Source organism: Corallococcus sp. BB11-1, assembly GCF_026626625.1.
Classification (GTDB): domain Bacteria; phylum Myxococcota; class Myxococcia; order Myxococcales; family Myxococcaceae; genus Corallococcus; species Corallococcus soli.
In genome coordinates this window covers 223,848-245,201 of the sequence record NZ_JAPNJY010000013.1, presented here as the reverse complement: position 1 = coordinate 245,201, position 21,354 = coordinate 223,848, and the positions used below count along the sequence as shown (strand labels likewise).

General features: G+C 74.1%; 3 protein-coding genes. All 3 read right to left on the bottom strand.

Going from position 1 to position 21,354, the window contains the following annotated elements; all coding sequences use genetic code 11:
* Window positions 1-34: 34 nt before the first annotated feature.
* From OV207_RS12590 to OV207_RS12580, 3 genes are read right to left on the bottom strand one after another with little or no spacing between them, the layout of a single operon-like run.
* A complete protein-coding gene (locus tag OV207_RS12590) occupies window positions 35-1,447 on the bottom strand; it encodes an aspartyl/asparaginyl beta-hydroxylase domain-containing protein (RefSeq protein WP_267555277.1) in 1,413 nt (470 codons plus the stop codon).
* Window positions 1,444-11,775: a non-ribosomal peptide synthetase gene (locus OV207_RS12585; protein ID WP_267555275.1), complete on the bottom strand. Its 10,332-nt coding sequence runs from the start codon at window positions 11,773-11,775 to the stop codon at window positions 1,444-1,446. Before OV207_RS12585 ends, OV207_RS12590 begins: the two co-directional genes overlap by 4 nt.
* Complete coding sequence (locus OV207_RS12580) at window positions 11,772-21,326, bottom strand: non-ribosomal peptide synthetase (protein WP_267555273.1); 9,555 nt, start codon at window positions 21,324-21,326, stop codon at window positions 11,772-11,774. Before OV207_RS12580 ends, OV207_RS12585 begins: the two co-directional genes overlap by 4 nt.
* Between the last annotated feature and the right edge of the window lie 28 nt (window positions 21,327-21,354).

Below are 21,354 nucleotides of genomic sequence, written 5' to 3'. Positions count from 1 at the left end.
TCCCCAGGGGCCCGGGACCGCGCGGCTCGCGTCCTCAGGCGTAGGTTTCGCGGTCCACGTCGACGTTCAAGATGACCCGGTTGCGATCCGAGCGCTGCCACACCTCGTGGTACTGGGTGTCGTCGAAGACGAAGCAGCGCCCCTCCTCCCAGGAGATGAACTCCCGCCGCACGCGCGGCGACTTGGCGAGGACCTCCGGGAACGCGCGTTCGATGAAGAAGAGCGTGTTGAGGTAGTGCAGCTCCTCGCGGCCGGACTCCGACGCCAGCGCGGCGGGCGCGGCCTCACCCTTCGCCGTGAGCACGCCCTGCGCCTGGAGCCGGGCGAAGGTCTCGTCGAACACCGGCGAGGCGGGGTGCGGCGTCGCGTCCCGGTATGGCAGGCAGAAGCCCGGCTGCTCGATGCGCGTGTTGAGGGCCTCCGCCACGGCCCACAGCAGCTTCCAGGTCCCCTCCGGATCCTCCGTCCGCTCCACCGAGAGCGAGGAGCGTCCTTCGAGCGCGCGCCGCTCCGCCTCCGGCAGCGCGTCCCGCAGCAGCCGCGCGGGCAGGCTGTCGTTGCCCGCGGCCAGGAGCGGCAGGAAGCGGTCCACATCCTTGAAGTCGTTGGGCGACACGCGGTGCGAACCGACGGCCATCACCGCGTCGCCCGGGACGATGAGGCCCAGGTGGCAACGGAGCATCGTGGCGTCGTTGCCCGTGTGCGCCAGGATGTGGGAGCCGGGCGCGAGGCAGGAGAACCACACGCTGCGCAGGCCGGGGATCTTCTTCACGATGGACGTCGTCACCGGGCACGCGTCCGTCACGTCCTTGAATTCGGTGAGGCCGCCCTTCTTCAGGAAGCTGGGGTAGACGACCTCCTCCAGCACCGCGACGTGGAGCCAGCGCAGCTGCTCCCGGGCCTCGTCGTCCTCCACCCGTCCCAGCGCGTACTGACCGTCGCGCTGCACCAGCCGGCCGGCCGCCAGCAGCTTCGCCAGCCGCTCGCGCGAGCGCGGGGCGCGGTCATCCAGGGTGAGCCGCCGCTGGTGCTCCACGAAGAAGCCGGCGTCCGCCACCACCGCGTTCATGCCGGCCACCAGCCGGTCGATCATCGATGGCGTGCAGTCGTGCGGCGAGGTGTACGAGGACAGCTCGCGCATCGTCTCCTCGCCCAGGCGCGCCTGGAGCAGGCCCGATTCGAACGAGGTCGGGTCGCCCAGCAGCACGGTGAAGAGCTGGAGCGGATCCGTGCAGTCGGACACGGTGAAGCGCGGGCGGTTGCGCACGTCCAACCGGTTGTCGTGGTACAGCAGGTCCAACGTGGTCCACCCGGCCGTGTACACGTCCGAATAGGCGTACGGCTTGAACCGGGCTTCAATCTGCCGCTCCGCCTCCGCGCGAATGGCCGGGTAGTTCGCTTCCAGCTCCTGCGTGAAGGGGAAGAGGTGCTTCGGGTAGAAGTTCATGGCCCTGGGGTCCTTTCGTGGGTGGGTGCGTGCGCGGTGGCCGTCAGGTCGCCTTCGAGCAGCGACTGGAGGGCGTTACCCACGGCGCGCACATGGGACGGCTTCAAGAGTTGGTAGTGGTCGCCAGGGACGAGCAGCGTCCGCACGCCGCCCTGCGTGACGCGGGCCCAACCCCAGTCAGGGGAGGTGGCCTCCTGGATGCCGCCCCCGGCCCCGGCCAGCAGGGTCAGCGCCCCCGCGTACGGCCCCGGGCGGTAGGCGTGCAGGGCCTCCAGGTTCGCGCGGAACACCGCATACAGGCGCTCCAGCGTCTCCAGCGGCGCGTCCTCGGGCAGCACGCCGCCGTCCCGCGCGGCCCGCAGCAGCTCCGGCAGGCTCGCGCCCGGCGGTAACGACTCCACGGCCCCTTCGGACAAGCCCAGGTCCACCGCGAAGGCGCCCAGGAGCGCCGCGCCGTCCCCGGGCCCGAGCGGCTGCTCGAAGCCCTCCAGCGTCGCGTCCAGCAGGCACAGCTCGGCCACCACCTGCCCCGCCGCAGCGAGCTGGCGGGCCATCTCGAAGGCGATGACGCCGCCCATGGACCAGCCGAAGAGGTGGTACGGGCCGGACGGTCGCACCCGGCGCAGCTCGCGCACGTACCGCGCGGCCATCGCCTCCACCGTCGTGTCCGGCGCGGCGCCCGTGACGCCCTGGGACTGGAAGGCATAGAGCCGCCGGCCCGTGAGCCTTTCGCCCAGCGCGCGGTAGCACAGGACGTTGCCGCCCACCGGGTGGACGAGGAACAGCGGGGGCGCGTCCCCCTCGCCGCCCAGGGGCACCAGCACGCCCTGCTCCCCTCCGGCCGTCTCCACGGCGCGGGCGAGCCCCTCCACCGTGCTCGTCTGGAACAGCGCGGCGAGCGGCAGCCGCACCCCGAAGGCCGCCTCCATCCGCGCCAGCAACCGCAGCACGAGCATGGAGTGGCCTCCGAGCTGGAAGAAGTCGCTCGTCGCCCCCACGCCCGTCACGCCGAGCACGCGCTCGAACAGCTCCACCAGCACCGCCTCGCGCGCGTTCCGGGGCGCGACGACTGCTCGGCCCGCGTCGCCCGTCACGTCGGACAGGGCCGGCAGCGCGCGGCGGTCCACCTTGCCGCTGGGCGTGAGGGGCAGCCGCTCCAGCACCGCGCAGCGGCCCGGCACCATGTACTCGGGGAGCACTCGCGCCAGCGCCACGCGCAGGGTGTCGGCCCAATCCGGGCGGGCGCTCCCTGCCCGGGGCGCGACGTAGGCGACGAGCAACGCCTCTCCTCCCGGCGCCTGACGCACCACCACCGCGGCCTCGGCCACTTCGGGCAGACCCAGGAGCACCGCTTCGATCTCCCCCAACTCGATGCGGAAGCCGCGCACCTTCACCTGGCTGTCCACCCGGCCCACGTATTCCAGCGAGCCGTCCTCCAGCCGCCGCGCCAGGTCTCCGGTGCGGTACAGCCGCGCGCCCGGCTCCACCGCGCAGGGGTCGGGGATGAAGCGCTCGGCCGTCAAGGCGGGCCGGTTCAGGTAGCCGCGCCCCAGCTGCACGCCGCCGAGGTACAGCTCTCCCAGCGCGCCGGTGGGCAGCAGGTTGAGGTCCGCGTCCAGCACGTGCATCCGCGTGTTGAAGACGGGGAACCCGATGGGCACGGTGGGCCGCGCGTCCCCGGGCCGGCACGTCCAATGGGACACGTCCACGGACGCCTCGGTGGGGCCGTAGAGGTTGTGGAGCGCGGCGTGGGGCAGTCGCTCGAACGCGCGGCGCTGGAGGGCGCCCGGGAGCGCCTCACCGCTGCAGAAGACGCGCGTGAGGGACTCCAGCGACTCCAGCCCCGGGGCCTCCAGGAAGAACTGGAGCATGGACGGCACGAAGTGCACCGTGGTGATGCGCTCGGCGGCCAGGGTCCGCACGAGGTAGGCGGGATCCTGGTGACCGCCAGGGCGCGCCACCACCAGCCGGGCCCCCACCGCGAGCGGCCAGAAGAACTCCCAGACGGACACGTCGAAGCTGAAGGGCGTCTTCTGGAGCACCCGGTCCCCGGGCCCCAGCCCATAGGCATCCTGCATCCAGGCGATGCGGTTGTGGATGCCGCGATGGGTGACGAGCGCGCCCTTGGGCCGCCCCGTCGAACCCGAGGTGAAGATGCAGTACGCGGGATGGTCCAGCCCCGCGCCGTCCGGCGGAGGCCGCGCGGAGGCGGAGGGCTCCAACCCGGCCGCCCACGCGTCGTCGTCGAGCACGCACGCGAGGCCCGCGCCTTCGGGCATCTTCCCTGAAAGGGCCCGGCTCGTGAGCGTCACCAGGGGACGCGCGTCCTCCACCATCTGGCGCAGGCGCTCCGGCGGCAATGCCGGCTCCAGCGGCAGCCAGGCCCCGCCCGCCTTGAGGATGCCGTACAGCCCCACGACCATGTCGAGCGAGCGCTCCAGGAAGACGCCCACCAGCGCCTCCGGTCCCACGCCCTGCGCGCGGAGCCGGTGCGCCAGCAGGTTCGCCCGCGCGTCGAGTTGCGCGTACGTCAGCGACCGCCCCTCCATCTCCAGGGCGATGGCCGACGGCGTGCGCGTGGCCTGCTGTTCGAACGGAACGTGCAGCGGGCACGGGTGCTCGAAGACGTGCGTCGTCGGATTCCACGCGCGCAGCAGTCCCTGCCGCTCCTCCGCCCCCAGCAGGGACAGCCGGCCCGCAGGCAGCTCCGGGCCCGCGACCATCGCCGAGAGGACCGTGCGCAGGCTGCTCGCGAGCCGGGCCATGGCCTGCTCCCCATGGCGGTTCGTGTCGTAGGTGAGCGCGAGCCCCAGCGACTCGCCGGGATAGGCGGCCAGGTGCAGCGGGAACCCCGTGCGCGGCGGGCCCAGCTCCTCGACGCCGCCCGCGAAGACGCCCCGCTCGCCGCCGCGAAGGGGCCAGGGGTCCACCACGAGCACGCTCTCGAAGAGGAGCCGCCCGGCGCCCACCTCGCTCCAACGCTGGACCTGCTCCAGCGGCACGAGTTCGTGCTCGCGCAGCTCGGCCTGCTGGCGTTGCAGCTCGCGCAGCCACGCCAGCACCGGCTGCCCGGACGTCACGCGGACGCGGACCGGCAGCGTGTTGACGAGCAGTCCCACCAGCTCCGTGACGCGCTCGACCGGCGCGGAGCGGCCCGACACCAGCGAGCCGAACACGGCCTCCGCCGTCCCCGCATGTCGCGCGAGCACCAGCCCCCAGGCAGCCTGGACGAGCGTGCTCAACGTCAGCCCGTGGCGCGCGCAGAAGTCCTGGAGGCGCTGCGTCTCGCGGCCGTCCAGCTCCACCGCGTGGCGGGCGTAGTGAGGCTCCCCGGACCGCGCGGGGAGGTCCCGCTCGCCGTGGGGCAGCGGCGTGGGCGAGTCGAAGCCCCGGAGCGCCTCCGTCCACAGCGCCCGCGCCGGGCCCAGGTCCTGCGCCCCTTCGTGGCGCACGAAGTGGCGGAAGTCCGGCGGCGCCGCGAACACGGGCGCCCTCCCGGCGCGCACGGCGTCATGGTGCTCCGCGACCTCCGCCAGCAGCAGACCCAGGCTCCAGCCATCCAGGATGGCGTGGTGGAAGGACAGCGCGAACCGCCACAGGCCCGAGGGCGCCCGGGACAGCGCCAGCCGGAGCAGCGGTCCCTGCGTCAACGGGAAGCCCTGCTGGAGATCCGCCTCCAGGAAGCGCAGCCAGTCGGCGTCGGACACCGGAGCCCCATCCACGCCTTCGACCACCGTCCACGGCGGCGAAGCACCAGCTTCGAAGCGCTCGATGATCCGCTGCGCCGGGGGGCCCGCGCCCTCCAGCACGAACACCGTGCGCAGCGCCGCGTGTCGCTCCAGCGCGGCCTTCCACGCCTCCTGGAACGCGACCACGTCCAGATCCTCGGGGAGCATGCCGCCCACCTGCTCGAAGTAGTCGCGCGACGCAGGCGAGAACAACGCCCGGAAGAGCATGCCCCGCTGCATGGAGGTGAGGGGCACGGCGTCCCCGGACGCGAGCGCCGCGACGGGCTCCGACTCCAACGGCACCAGCTGCTCGGCGAACCCCGCCACCGTGGGGTGCTCGAAGAGCTGCTTCGGCGAGGACGCGAAGCCCTCGCGCCGCAGCCGGGACACGAGCCGCATGGCCGCGACGGAGTCTCCCCCCAGCGCGAAGAAGCTGTCGTCCGCGCTCACCGATTCACGGACGAGCACCTCCGCGAACACCCGCGCCACCCACTGCTCCCGGGGACCCGACGGTGCCCTCCCCATCGAGCGCTCCACCGGCGGCTCCGGGAGCGCCTTGCGGTCCACCTTGCCGTTCAGCGTCGTCGGCAGCGCCTCCAGCACCACGAACGCGGACGGAACCATGTACGCCGGCAGCCGCGACTCCAAGGCCTGCCGCAGTCCCTCCGGCGACAACCGCGCACCGGACCGGGCCACCACGTACCCCACGAGCCGCGCCGCACCGGCACCCGCCTCGCGCACCGCGACCGCCGCGTCCCTCACTTCGGGGACACTCCGGAGCGCGGCCTCCACCTCGCCCAGTTCGATGCGGTGTCCCCGCACCTTCACCTGCGCGTCGTCGCGACCGCGCACCTCCAGCCTGCCGTCGGCGCGCAGGCACCCCACGTCGCCCGTCGCATACAGCCGCGCGCCCGGCGTGGCGCTGAAGGGATCCGGCACGAAGCGCTCGGCCGTGAGCGCCGCGCGCCCCACGTAGCCCCGCGCCACGCCCACACCCCCGATGAAGACCTCGCCGCATACGCCGGAAGGCACCGGCTCCATGCGCGCGTCCAGCACGTACACCGGGGTGTTGAGGACGGGGCGGCCCACCGTCAGCCGCGCCTCCCCTGCCCGCACGCGCTCCACCGTGGACCAGACCGTGGTCTCCGTGGGGCCGTAGAGGTTCCACAGCGCCCCGCCCGTGGCGAGGAGCCGCGCGGCGAGATCGGTCGGCAGGGGTTCGCCGCCGCACAGCGCCGTCATCCGCCGCGCGTTCGTCCAGCCCGCCTCCAGCAGCATCCGCCACGCCGTCGGGGTGGCCTGCATCACCGTCGCGCCCGCGCGCTCCAGCCGCTCCGCGAGCCTCGACGCGTCCTGGGCCTCGTCCCGCGTGCACAGCTCGATGCGCGCGCCCACCCGGAGCGGCAGGTACAGCTCCAGCCCCGCGATGTCGAAGGACAGCGTCGTGACGGCCGCCAGCACGTCGTCGCCGGACAGTCCCGGGGCCGCCTCCATGGAGACGAGGAAGTTCTCCAGGGCCGCGTGGTGCACGCCCACGCCCTTGGGCCGGCCGGTGGAGCCGGACGTGTAGAGGACGTACGCCTCGTCCAGTCCCAGCGGGCCCGGCCCGGCTCCGTCGCCCGCGTCCGCGCCTTCAAGCTCTGGCGCGTCCAGGCACCACAAGGTGCCCGCCTCCGCACCCAGGCGCGCTTCACAGCCCTGCTCGGTGAGCGTGAGGCGCAACCCCGCGTCCTCCGCCATCAGCGCCAGCCGCTCGCGTGGGAAGTGGGGATCCAGCGGCACGTACGCCGCGCCCGCCTTCAGCACGCCCAGCAGGGCCACCGGCAGCCGGTGCGTCCGCTCCAGGCACACGCCCACCCGGTGCCCCGGCCCCACGCCGCGCGCACGCAGCCGCGCCGCGAGCGCCCAGGCCTCATCGCGCAGCTCCGCGTAGGACAGCGTCCGGTCCACCGCCACGACCGCGGTGCGCCCGGGCGTGAGCGCCGCCTGCGCCTCGAAACGGGACACCACCGTCGCCTCCCCTGGCAGGGCGTGCACCGTAGGCGACCGCTCTGACAGCCACCGCGCGCGGGCCCCGGCGGACATCAGGCGAAGGGCGTCCAGCCGGGTCTCGGGCCGCGCCAGCGCGTCGGCGAGCAGCGCCTCGTACGCGTCGAACAGGCGGGCCACGGTCCCAGGCTCGAACAGGTCCGTGGAGTACTCGATGGCCACCCCCATCCCCTGCTCCCGCTGAAGCACGGTGAAGGTGAGATCGAAGGTGGACGTGCCCGACTCCAGGGGCACCTCCGCGACCGCCACGTCCGCGAAGGCCCCCTGCCCCGCAGGCTGCGCGTTGAGCACGAACATCGCCTGGAACAGCGGCGTGTGCGCGGTGCTGCGCGGCGGCTGCAGGTGCTGCACCAGCCGATCGAACGGCAGGTCCGCGTGGCTGAACGCCTCCACGCAGGTGGTCTTCACGCGCGCCACCAGCGACTCGAAGGACGCCGCGGGATCCACCGCCGTGCGCAGGACGAGCGTGTTGATGAAGCAGCCCGCCAACGACTCGCTGCCGGCCACGTCACGCCCCGCGATGGGCGTACCCACGAGGATGTCGTCCTGTCGCGTGTGGCGGGCGAGCACCGCCTGGAACGCCGCGAGCAGCAACATGAAGGGCGTGACGCCCCAGGCGCGGGCCCGGGCGGGCAGCGCGTCCGCGAGCGCCGGTGACAGCTCGAAGTGGAGCGTGCGGCCCCGGTCCGTGCGCTGCGCGGGACGCGGGAAGTCCCCGGGCAGCTCCAGCACCGGCAGCGGGCCGGCCAGCTTCGCCTCCCAGTACGCCAGCTGCGGCGCGAGCCGCTCCTCCGCCCACAGCCGCCGCTCCCACACGGCATGGTCCGCGGGCTGGTACGGCAGCGCGGGCAGCAGGGCCGGCGTGCCCCTGCGCTCCCCGGCATAGAGCGTGGCCGCGTCGCGCAGCAGCACCTGGATGGAGGCGCCGTCGGCGACGAGGTGATGCACGGCGAGCACCAGCCAGTGCTCCTGCGCGCCCACCGTGTAGAGCTGGGCGCGGAACGGCGCCTCATGCCCCAGCGCGAAGGGCTCGCGGATGAAGCGCGTGGCGCGCGCCACCACCCACGACTCGCGGGCGTCCGGCGCCAGGCCGGAGGCATCCACCCGCTCTAGCGCGAAGTCCACCGGCGCGAAGGACTGGACGGGCTCGCCGTCCATCAGCGTGAAGCGTGCCCGCAGGCCCTCGTGGCGGACCGTCAGCGCGCGCAGGGTCCGCTCCAGCGCATCCGGCGCCAGCGCCCCCGTGAGCCGGAGCGCCGTGGCGATGGTGTAGAACGCGCTGCCCGGCTCCAGCTGCTCCAGGAAGTACAGGCGCTGCTGCGCGGAGGACAGGGGCAGCGGCGCGTGACGCGGCTGGGGCTCCACCGGAGGCAGGCGGAGTCCGCCGCGCGCCGCGTCCAGCCGGGCCGCCAGTTCCTCCACCGTCGGCGCCTCGAAGAGGACGCGCAGCGGGAGGGACACCTCGAAGAGCGCCTCCATCCGGGAGCGCAGCCGCATCGCCAGCAGCGAGTGCCCGCCCAGTTCGAAGAACCCCCGCTGCACGTCCCGCACCGGGACACCCAGCAGCTCCTCCCACAGCGTGCACAGGCGCGCCTCCGTCTGTGTCCGGGGGGCCCGCGCCACGGCTCCGTCCGCGCCCTGCGCCAGCGCGGCCGTCCGCAGGGCCGCGCGATCCACCTTGCCGTTGGGCGTCAGCGGCAGCTTCGGGAGCACCGACCAGACGGACGGCACCATGTATTCGGGCAGGTGCTCCAGCAGCGCCGCGCGCAGGGCCCCAGGGCCCAGCGTCCGTCCCTCCCGGGGCACGACGAAGCCCGCGAGCTGCTGTCCCCCCGTGGTGTCCTCGCGGGCCATCACGAGCGCGTCCGCCACGTCGGGCAGGGCCAGCAGCCGGGCCTCCACCTCCCCCAGCTCGATGCGGTAGCCGCGGACCTTCACCTGATGGTCCAACCGGCCCAGGTACTCCAGGCGACCGTCGCTCAGCCAGCGCACCTTGTCCCCGGTCCGGTACATCCGGCCCCCGGGCTCGCGACCGAACGGATCCGGCACGAAGCGCTCCGCGGAGAGGTCCGGCCGCAGCAGGTAGCCGCGCGCCAGGCCGTCACCCGCGAGGAACAGCTCGCCCGGCACGCCCAGCGGCACCGGCCGCCAGGAGGCATCCAGCACATAGGCGCGCGTGTTCTCCAGCGGCCGGCCAATGGTGGGGCCCCGCGCCTCGTCCCGGGGAATCAACTCCCACGTCGAATAGGTGGTGTCCTCCGACGGCCCGTAGAGGTTGTAGACGCGCTCCAAGTGGTCGAGCGCGTAGAGCCCGTCCACGGTGCGCCGGGGCAGCGCTTCGCCCGCGAGGTTCACGCCCCGCACCGAACGCGGCAGTCCCCCCACGCGCAGCAGCTCCGCCATGGCCGAGGGCACCGTGTTGACGAGCGTCACCTCGTCACGCCGAGAGAAGCCGGGCAGCTCCAGCACGCTGCCCACCACCAGCACCCGCCCTCCGTGTGCCCAGGGGACGAACATCTCGAACACGGACAGGTCGAAGCAGACGGACGTGGCGGCGAGCACCCCGTCCAGCATCGCGGGAGGAAAGACGTCCAGCGCCCAGGTCAGCAGCAGCGCCGCGCTCCGGTGCTCGATGGCCACGCCCTTGGGCCGGCCCGTGGAGCCCGACGTGTAGATGAGGTACGCGAGCCCCTCCGGCCAGGCGCGGGGCGGGAGCGCGGCCTCGGACTCGTCCAGCAGCAGTTCCTCCAGGTCCTCCAACACCAGCGTCGTCGGGCGCGCCTCCGGCAGGGCCGCCAGCACCGCGCGCTCGCTGATGACCAGCGCCGCCACGGAGTCCTCCAACAGGTACGCCAGCCGCTGCGCGGGATAATTCGGATCCAGGGGCGCGTAGGCACCGCCGGCCTTGAGCACGGCGAGCAGCACCACCGGCAGGTCCACCGTGCGCCGCAGGCACACGCCCACCCGCACCTCCGGCCCCACGCCCCGCCCCACCAGGTGCCGCGCGAGCCGGTTGGCCCGGCGCTCCACCTCCGCGTACGTCCACGCGCGCGTGGCGTCCGCCACCGCCACCGCGTCCGGGGTGCGCAGGGCCTGCGCCTCGAAGCGGGTGTGCAGCAGCGAGCCGTCGCGCGGCAGGGCCCCGGGAGGACTCCACGTGTCCAGGAGCAGCGCCGCTTCCGAGGGCGGCAGCAGCGGCAGGAGATCCAACCGCTCCGCGGGCCGCGCCAGCACGGTGTCCAGGAGCCGCTCGAAGTGGACGAGCCAGCGGTCCATCGTGGACGGCTCGAACAGCTCGCGGCTGTACTCCAGATGGCCAACGAGCCCCCCGGGCGTCTCCTGCATGGAGAGCGTCAGGTCGAACTTCGCGGAGTGGCTTTCAATCTCCAGCGGGCGCAGCACCAGCCCGGGCAGTTGGAACTCACCCGGGGGCAGGTTCTCCAGCACCAGCATCACCTGGAACAGCGGATTGCGGCCCAGGTCGCGCGGCAGGCTCAGCGCCTCCACCAGGTGCTCGAAGGGCAGCTCCTGATGCGCGTACGCCTCCAGCGTCACGGCCTTCACCCGCCGCGCCAGCTCGCGGAAGGACGGCGCCCCGGCGAGCGACACCCGCAGGGCCAGGGTGTTGGCGAAGAAGCCCACCACCCCCTCCAGCTCCCGGCGGGGCCGGCCGGCGATGGCCGTGCCCACGATGACGTCCGTCTCCCCCGTGAAGCGGTGGAGCAGCGCGCTGAACGCCGCGAGCAACGTCATGAAGGGCGTGACGCCCTCCTCCTGACCGAAGCGCCGGACCGCGTCGGACAGGGTGCGGGGCAGCGCGAACGCGCGCGTGGCGCCATGGTGGAGGGAGCGGGCCGGGCGCGGATGATCCGCGGGCAGCTCCAGCGGACGCAGCTCGCCGCCCAGCCGCTCGCGCCAGGACTCCAGGTGGCGGCCCGGGGCCTCGGAGCGAAGCCACGCCTCCTGCCACTCGCTGAAGTCCACGTACTGGAGCTCCGGCTCCGGCAACGCGGGCGGCCTGCCTTCGCACCGCGCGGCATACAGCGCCGCCAGCTCGTGGGTCATCACCCCCACCGACCAGCCGTCACAGATGATGTGGTGCAGCACCAGCAGGAGGACGTGCTCGGTGCCGTCCAACGCCACGAGCACCGCGCGCAGCAGCCCCGGCGCGCTGAGGTTGAACGGCGCATCCGCCTCCCGGGTGCAGAGGGCCCGCAGCGCGGCCTCCCGCTCACCGGAGGGCAGCCCGGCCAGCGACTCGCGCCGCAAGGCCACGGACCGGGGCGGGTGGATGAGCTGCACCACCTGCTCGTCCTCTTCGGCGAACGCGGTCCGCAGCGATTCGTGGCGCTCCACGAGCGCGTCCAGGCTCGCGGCCAGCGCGTCCTCGCGCAGCGTGCCCGTCAGCCGCAGGGCGAAGGGCATGTTGTAGGTCGCGAGGCCCGGCTCCAGCCGGTCCAGGAACCACAGGCGCCGCTGCGCGGACGACGCCGGGAAGACGAAGACCTCGTCGGCCTCCAGATCCACCGCCGGCTGTTCCAGGGCACTCACCGCTTGACCTTCCGTCCCTGCCGCGAGGCGCGGCCAATGCGCTCCGCGTCCACGCCGGGGGTGCCCGCGTCGCGCAGCGCCGCCACCACCTTGGCCAGCGCCGCCACCGTCGGGTGCTCGAACACCTGGCGCAGCGGCACGTCCACGCCCAGCGCGTCGCGCAGCCTCGCCACGAGCTGGGTGGCCAGGAGCGAGTGCCCTCCCAGCGCGAAGAAGTCCTCCGTGGCCCCCACCCTCGCCACCGCGAGCACGTCCGAGAACACGCGCGCGAGCGTCAGCTCCAGCTCGCCCTCGGGCGCGACGAACTCCTCCGCCGCCGCGCGCTCCGGGGCCGGCAGCCGGGCGCGGTCCACCTTGCCGCCCGGTGCGATGGGCAGCGCGTCCAGGCACACGTACGCGCCGGGGACCATGTAGTCCGGCAGCCGATCCTTGAGGAACGACCGCAGCGTGGCGCCCGTGGGACGGACCTCTCCGCGCGGCGTGACGTAGGCCACCAGCCGCTTGCCCGCCGGGGGCTCCTCGCGCACCGCCACCACCACGTCCCTCACGTCCGGGTGCGCGCTGAGCGCGGTCTCAATCTCCCCCAGCTCGACGCGGAAGCCGCGCAGCTTCACCTGGTGGTCGCTGCGCCCCAGGTACTCCACATTGCCGTCATCCATCCGCCGGGCCACGTCGCCCGTGCGGTACAGGCGGCCACCGGGCACGGAGGAGAACGGATCCGGGATGAAGCGCTCCGCGGTCAGCTCCGGCCGCCGGTGGTAGCCCCGGGCCACGCCCATCCCGCCGATGAAGATCTCCCCCGCCACGCCCCGCGCCACCGGCTGGAGGTGCGCGTCCAGCACGTGCACGCTCAGGTTCTGGATGGCCAGTCCCAGGGGCACCTCGCGCGTCTCCAGCACGGACTCCTCCAGCGAGACCAGGTCGCAGGCGGTGGCGATGACCGTGCACTCGGTGGGGCCGTAGGAGTTGATCAACCGGACGGAGGGGCCCACCCGCCTGCGCCATGCCAGCACCCGGGATGGGAGGATCTTCTCCCCGCCCGGGACCACCGCGCGCACCGACGGCGGAAGGACGAGCGCCCCCTTCTCCAGCTCATTGGCCAGCTCCGTCCAGAGCGCGGACGGGAGGGTGAGCAGCCCGATGTCCCAGGCGCGAACGTGCGCGAGGAAGGTCGCGATCGAATCCAGGGTGTCGTGCTCGCGCAGGAGCAGCGTCCCGCCCACGAAGAGGCAGCAGAAGATCTGCTCCACGCTGATGTCGAAGCTGATCGACGCGAGCAGCAGCATGCGCTCCTGCCGCGTCAGCCCGTACGCCCGCGACGCCGCCCCGCTGAAGTTCACCAGCGCGCCGTGGGGGACCATCACCGCCTTGGGCACGCCCGTGGAGCCCGACGTGTAGATGAGGTACGCGAGCGAATCCGGCGTGCCCTCCAGGGGCGGGGCCTCCACCGGCTGACGCCCCAGGGCCGTGGCCTCGCGCTCCCAGAGGAAGCACGCCACCCCGTCCGGCGGGGACGTCGTGCCCAGCAGGGACTCCCGCGTGACGAGCACCCGCGCCCCGGAATCGCGCAGCATGAAGGCCAGCCGCTCGGGCGGGTAGTCAGGGTCCAGCGGCAGGTACGCCGCCCCGGCCTTCAGGATGCCGAAGAGCGCCACCAGCAGATCCAGGGATGGCTCCAGGCAGAGCGCCACCACGTCGTCCGGCCCCACGCCCCGCTCGCGCAGGGCCCAGGCGACCTGATTGGCCCGCGCGTCCCAGTCGCCGTACGTCAGCCCCACGCCCCGGTGCTCCAGCGCGGTCGCGTCCGGCCGCAAATGGGCCTGCCGCTCCAGCAGCTCGTGCGCGAGCCCGCACTCCACCGGCGCCGCCGTCGCGTTCAGCGCGTCCAGGAAGCGCCGCTCCTCCGGCGGCAGCACCGGCAGCTCGCGCAGCCGCGCCTCCGGCCGTTGCACCAGGCCCTCCAGGAGCACCTGGAAGCCGCGCGCCAGCCGCTCCACCGTCCCGGGCTCGAAGAGGTCGGTGTTGTATTCGAAGGTGTACTCCAGCCCCTCCGGCGCCTCGGTCATCGCCAGCGAGAGGTCGAACTTCGCGGTCCCCGTGGAGACCTCCCGGGACTCCATCCGCAACCCCGGCAGCTCCACCGCGCCGCCGGGCGCGTTCTGGAGCACGAACAGCACCTGCACCAGCGGCGACTGGCTCAGGTCCCGCTCCACGCCCAGCCGCTCCACCAGCACGTCGAAGGGCAGCGCCTGGTGCGCGTAGCCCGCGAGCACGGTACGCCCCACGCGCTCCGCGAACACCGCGAAGGGCTCCTCCGGGTCCACGTCCGCGCGCAGCGCCAGCGTGTTGACGAAGCACCCCAGCACCCCCTCCACCTCCTGGCGGGTGCGGTTCGCGATGGGCGTCCCCACGATGACGGTGCGCTGTCCGGTGTAGCGGTGCAGCAGCGCCTGGAAGGCCGCCAGCAACGTCATGAAGAGCGTGCGCCCCCCGCCGCGTCCCTGCGCCTCCAGGGCCCGCGCCAGCTCCAGCGGGAGCACCCCGGAGAGCAGCGCGCCCCGGGTCGTCTGAACCGCCGGACGTGGGCGGTCCGTGGGCAGGCGCAGCGGTGGCGGACGCTCCCCCAGGTGCTCCTTCCAGAAGGCCAGGTCCGCTGCCAGCGTCCGCGCACCGGCGCCCTCGCGCTGCCAGACGGCATAGTCCGCGTACTGGATGGGCAGCGGGGCCAGGGCCTCCACCGTGCCCGTCACCCGGGCCGCGTAGGTGCGCGCCAGCTCCTGGAGGAGCAGGTGGATGGACCACCCGTCCGCGACGATGTGGTGCATCGCCACCAGCACGACGTGCCGCTCCTCGGACAGGCGATACAGCCGCACGCGCAACAGCGGCCCCGTGGCCAGGTCGAAGGGCCGCCGCGCGGCCTGCGCCAGGGCCTCCTCGTCCAGCGTCCCGGACACGTCCTCCCGCTCCAGGGTGAAGTCCATCGTCGGGTGGATGATCTGGACGCACTGGCCTTCCCGCACCGCGAACGTGGTGCGCAGCGCTTCGTGACGGGCCACGAGCTGTCGGAACGCGCCGTCCAGCGCGCCCTCGTCCAGGCGCCCCTCCAGCCGGACCGCGCCCGCGATGGTGTAGAGGGGGCTGCCCGGCTCCAGTTGATCCAGGAACCACAGGCGCTGCTGCGCGGACGACGCGGGCAGGGGTCCGGTGCGCGGCACCGCGGGGATGCGCTCCTCCGCCACGGGGAGCATGCCTTGCGACGCCAGCGCCCGCGCGAAGTCCTCCAGCACCGGGTGCGCGAACAGCAGCCGCAGCGGCGCCTCCACGCCCAGCTCCGCGCGCAGCCGCGACGACACCTGGGTCGCGAGCAGGGAGTGTCCCCCCAGGTCGAAGAAGTCCTCCGAGGGCCGCGTGACGGAGGCCCCCAGCACCTGGGACCAGATGCGGGCCACCCGCTGCTCGGACTCCGTGAGGGGACGCGCGGCCTCCACCGGTGACGCGTCCTGCGAGGCCACGAGCGCCGCGAGCGCCTTGCGGTCCACCTTGCCGCTCACCGTCACCGGCAGCGCGTCCAGGGGCACCAGCAGCGACGGCACCATGTACGCGGGCAGCTTCGCCTTGAGGGCCTCGCGCAGGGTCCCCAGCTCCAGCCGGGTTCCCGCGCGCGGCACCACGAACGCCGCCAGCCGCTTGCCGTCACGACCGTCGTCCAGCGCCGCCACCACGCAGTCCGCCACGTCGGGCAGACGGCTGATGACGACCTCCACCTCCCCCGTCTCCACGCGGAAGCCGCGGATCTTCACCTGCTGATCCACCCGGCCCAGGAAGTCCACCTGCCCGTCCGGCAGCCAGCGGGCAAGGTCGCCCGTGCGGTACATGCGCTCGCCCGGCGCGAAGGGGTTGGGCACGAAGCGCTCCGCGGTCAGGTCCGGGCGCCCCAGGTAGCCGCGCGCCAGTCCCACGCCGCCCACGCACAGCTCGCCGGGCGTTCCCGGCGGCACGAGGTTGAGGTGCGCGTCCACCAGGTAGATGCGGTAGTTGTCCACCGGCACCCCGATGGGCACCTGCGTGTACCGCCGCCAGTCGCGGGTGAAGAGCGCCGTGGTGTTGAGGCACGCCTCGGTGGGCCCGTAGTAGTTGACCAGCGTGGAGATGTCCGCGTGGCGCTCCACCAGCTCCACCACGCTGGCGCCCAGCACGTCCCCGCCGAAGCAGAGGTAGGGGACCTTCAGCTTGCGCTGCGCGCTGCCCAGCTCCAGCAGCCCCTTGAGCAGCGCGGGCACGGAGTCCACCACGTCGATGCCGTGCTCCACGACGTAGGCGTGGAGCGCCTCGGGCGACACCAGCGTGTCGTACGTGGGCAGGAAGAGCGCGTCGCCCCGCATCAGCGGCAGGAAGAGCTGGTGCACGGACACGTCCACCGCGGGGGACACCAGCAGCAGGTGCCGCAGGCGCCCGGCCGGCGAGAACATCCGCCGCAGCCAGTGCACCTGGTTGCTCAGCGCCCGGTGCTCCATCATCACGCCCTTGGGCGCGCCCGTCGTCCCCGACGTGTAGATGACGTACAGCAGGTCCCCGGGCCCGCTCACGCCGGGCAGCGGCGCGGTGTCCCCACCCTCCGCGTCCACCCCGCCCAGGCCACACCGCGTCCCCTCGAAGCGCACGGCCGGGTGCTCCACGTCCTCCAACAGCCAGCGCGCGCCCGCGTCCTTCAGCAGCAGCGCCGTGCGCTCCGGCGGGTGCGCGGGGTCCAGGGGCAGCCACGCGCCGCCCGCCTTCACCACCGCGAGGATGCCCACCACCATCTCCACGCACGGCCGCGAGAGCACCGCCACCACCGCCTCGCGCCCGACGCCCAGCCCCCGCAGCCGTCGCGCCAGCGCGTTGCTGCGCGCATCCAGCTCCCGGTACGTCAGCCCCTGGCCTTCGTGCCACACGGCCAGCGCCTCCGGGTGGAGCGCCGCCTGGTCCGCGAAGAGCTCCCCCACCGTCCGGTGCGACGCGGGCTCGTGGTGCGCGACGTTGAAGCCCGCGCGCAGCCGCGCGTCCTCGTCAGGGGGAAACAGGGACAGCTCGCGCAGGGCCGCCTGGGGATGCGCCACCAGCGCCTCCAGCAGGCACACGTAGCGCCGCGCCATCCGCTCGATGCGGGCGGCGGAGAAGAGGGCGCGGCGGAAGCTCCACTCCAGCAGCACGGGGCCGCCCCCGCTCACCCGCGCCGTGAGCGTCAGCTCCACCTTGGAGGTGGGCAGGGGCGCCTCCAGCCGCTCCAGCCCCAGGCCCGCCCCTGCATCCAGCACTGCCGGGCCGCCCTCCTCCAGGCTGAACAGCACGTCGAACAGCGCCCCCCGCGCGGTGCCGGCGCCCTCCTGGGCCTGCGCCGCGACGTGGGCGAACGGCAGCTCCTGGTTCGCGAGCGCCTCCTGCGTGGCGCGGGAGACGCGCGACAGGAACGCCAGCGCGGGCTCCTCCTCGCGGACGGTGTTGCGCAGCACCACCGTGTCCATGAACAGGCCCACCGCGTCCCGCAGCTCCGGGTGTCCGCGGCCGAGCACCGGCACGCCCACCGCCACGTCGCGGGTGGCGCCATGGCGTGAGAGCAGCACCGCGAAGGCCGCCAGCAGTCCGTTGAACAGCGTGGTCCCCTGGCGCTGGCACAGCGCCCCCAGCCGCGCCGTGAGCTCCGGGGACAGCGCCACGGTCCGGGCGTCGGCCTCCAGCGAGGCGGCCTGGGTGCGCGGCCCGTCGGAGGGAAGGTCCAGCGGCGGGGGCGGCGGCGTGAGCACCCGCCGCCAGTGCGCGGCCTGGGCGCTCGCCTCTGGAGACGCCAGGCGCTCCCGCTGCCACTCGGCGGCGACCCGGGGCCCGGGGCCCGGGGGCGGCAGGGGCGCTCCGGCGTACAGCGCCACCAGCTCCCGGAGCACGACCTCCACCGACGCGGCGTCGGAGATGAGGTGGTGCAGGTCCACGAGCAGCAGCGCGGGCGCGGCCTCTCGCTCCACCAGCGCCGCCCGGAACAGCGGCGCCGTCGCCAGGTCGAACGGTCGCGCGAAGGCGCGCGCCAGCGAGGGCACGTCCTCTTCGGACGCCCGACGCTCCAACCGGAAGGGCACCGACGCGGCCACGCGCTGCCGCACCTCCCCGTCCACCAGGATGAAGGACGTGCGGAACGCCTCGTGCCGCCGCACCAGCGCCCCCAGCGCCTCCTCCAAGCGGCCCGCGTCCACCGCGCCCGTCAGCGCCAGCGCGCCCGTCATGTGGTAGCGCGGGTCGTCCGCGCCGGCCTGGGCCTGGAGCACGTAGAGCTGCGCCTGCGCCGCCAGCACGGGGGAATGCGCGGCGTCCGCGACCTGGGGCAGCGGAGCCCAGGCTTTTTCGGCTGCGTCCACGCGCTCCGCGAGCGCACGCACCGTCGGAGCCTGGAACACGTCCACCAGCGACACCCGTCGCCCCGTCGCCTCCGTCACCCGGTGCGCCAGCCGCACCGCGAGCAGGGAGTGCCCTCCGCGCTCAAGGAAGGAGTCCGTCACGCCCAGGCCCTCCGCGCCCAGCACCTGCTGGAAGAGCGGCAGCAGCCGGGCCTCGGTCGGCGTGGCGGGCGCGACGCGCGGCGCGTCCTCCAGCCCCTGTCCGGGTTTCAGCACCAGCGCGTTGCGGTCCACCTTGCCGCTGGGCAGCGTGGGCAGCGCGGTCAGCGGGACGAAGTGCGCCGGCACCAGGGCGGCGGGAAGGAGCCGCGACAGGACCTCGCGAGGCGGACGCGAAGGCTCGCGCGGCACGTAGAACGCCGCGAGCACCGGCCCCGCGACCGAGTCCGTGCGCACCACCACCGCCGCGGCCGACGCCACGCCCGACGTCACCAGACACGCTTCGATTTCGCCGGGCTCGATGCGGTGGCCGCGCAGCTTCACCTGGAGATCGCCGCGCCCGTGGTGCTCCAGCTCGCCGGAGGGCAGCCACCGGGCGCGGTCGCCGGTGCGGTACATCCGCCCGCCCCGCGCGAGCGCGGACGCCACGAAGCGCTCCGCCGTCAGCTCCGGCCGCCCCAGGTAGCCCCGGGCCAGCCCCTCGCCCGCGATGCACAGCTCGCCCACGACGCCCGGGGGCAGCAGCTCCCCCGCCGCGTCCAGCACCAGCACCTGGGTGTTGAGGACCGGCCGCCCCACGTCCACGGCGACCTTGTGCGTCAGCTCGCTCACCGTCGACCAGACCGTGGTCTCCGTGGGCCCGTACAGGTTGAAGATGCGCGCGGACGTGAGCGTCCGCGCGCGCGCCAGCAGGTGCGCCGGCAGCGGTTCACCTCCCACGAGCAGCAGCCGCACCCCGGCCAGGGCGGCCCGCCCCACGGGGTCCTCCAGCACCAACTGGAGGCGCGACGGCGTGAGCTGCACCACGTGGCAGCCCGTCTCCTGGATGCGAGCCCCCAGGCGCTCCGGTGCGCGCTGGGACGCTTCGTCGGCCAGCACCACCTCGTGCCCCAGCCACAGCGGCAGCAGGGTCTCCAGCGCGAAGATGTCGAACGTCGCCGTCGTGGTGCACAGGAAGCGCAGCCGCTCGCCCTCCAGCGGCAGCGCGTCCACCATCGACGCGAGGAAGTTGCTCACCGCCCGGTGGGGCACCTGCACGCCCTTGGGGCGGCCCGTCGAACCCGACGTGTAGAGCACGTAGGCCACGTCCTCGGGGCGGGCCTCCGCCGTGCCCGCGATGAGCGCCTCCGCGCCCGAAGCGGTGCCCTCCACGGACACCGCCTCCACCGCCACTCCCTCCAACGTCCGCGCGCCATTCGCATCCACCACGACGTGGCGCACGCCCGCGTCCTCCAGCAGCATCGCCAGCCGCTCCCGGGGCTGCTGCCAGTCCAGCGGCAGGTAGGCGGCGCCCGCGAGCAGGATGCCCTTGAGGCCCACGAGCAGCGCCACCGTGCGGTCCGTCAGGAGCCCCACCACCGCCCCAGGCCCCACGCCCCGGAGGCGCAGCGCCGCCGCCACCCGCGCCGAGCGCGCCTCCAGCTCCGCGTAGGTGACGCCCACGCCCCCATCCCGCACGGCCACCGCTTCGGGCACGCGCGCGGCCCGCTCCGCCAGCAGCGCGGCCACGGAACGCTCACGCGGGAACGGCCGGGGCGCCGGGCTCCACGCGACGAGCTGCTCCGCCTGCGCCGGGCCCACCAGGGACAGCCGCCCCACGGGCCGCGCGCCGTCCTCGCCCAGCACCTCGCCCAGCAGTCGCCGGAAGGACTCCGCCAGCGCGGCCGGTCCCTCCGGCGGGAAGGCGCTCCGCCGGAAGTCCAGGTCCACCGTGAGCAGGCCCTGCCCCAGCCGGTCGCTCACGTGCACCGCGAGCGAATGCGCCTCATGCCCGTTGAAGAGCCAGGTGACGTCCACCGGGTGGCCGCCCAGCTGCGCGGCGAAGCGTCCGTTCTGGAAGGAGACGAGCACGTCGAAGAGGGGCGGCCCCTCCAGCCCCCCGGCGCGCAGCTGCTGCGCGAGCAGGTCGAACGGATAGCGCTGGCCCCGCAGCGAGCGCTGTTGGGCCGCGCCCACCGCGCGCAGGAGCGACGCGAAGGGCGCGGCGCCATCCACGTCGAAGCGCACCGGCACGGTGCCCACCATCATCCCGAAGGTGAGCAGGTCCTCCCGCGCGGCGCGGCCGTGGACGAACGTCCCCAGGCACGTGTCGCGCTGCCCCGTCAGCCGGGACACGAAGAGCCCCGTGAGCGCGGCGAACAGCCGGGGCACCGTGCTCTCCGCGTGCTGCGCCACCCGGGCCACCGCCCGCGTCTGCTCCGCGTCCAGGCAGAGGGTGTGGCGCACCGCGCGCGTGTCGTCGAAGGGCGTGCCCACCGCGCGCAGCAGTCCCCCCGCCTCCCGGCCCTCCAGCAGCTCCTGCCACTGGCGGCGGTGCTGCTCGCTCTCGGCCGACGCGAGGTAGTCCCGCTCCCGCGCCACGTACCGCAGGTAGGACGGCTCCGGCTCCGACTCCGACGCCAACGCCAACACCGACGCCGCGTCCCCACCCGCCACGAGCGCCGCGTAGTGGCGGCCCACGGCCCGGACCAGCAGCCCCAGGGAGAACCCATCCCCCACCAGGTGGTGCACGCACGCGAAGTAGCCCCCGCGCCCGTCCCCCAGCTTCACCACCGCCAGCCGGTACAGCGGCCCGCCCGGCAGCGCGAACGGCGTCCGCACGCGCTCCGTGCACCAGGCCTCGGCGGCGGCGCTGGGGTCCGCGTCCTGGGAGAAGTCCACCTGCTCCACGCGGGGCGAAGACGCGTGGCCCAGACGCTGCCGGGCCTGCCCTGCCTCGACGCGCAGCTCCAGCCGCAGGGCCTCCGTGCTCCGGGCGAAGCGCTCCAGCGCCTGCGCCAGCAGCTCCAGGCGCACCGGCCCGCGCACCACCAGCAGGCCGCCCAGGTTCGCGAAGGCCGTGCCCGGGTGGAGCTGCTCCATCAGCCAGATGCGCTGCTGCGCGTGGCTGAGCGGCTGGAAGCCCTCGGCGTCCGCCCCCGCAGCGGGGTCCACCCGAGCGTGCGCAATGGGAATGACCTGGGCCATGACGTGTCCGCCGTGAAGAGCGAGAAGG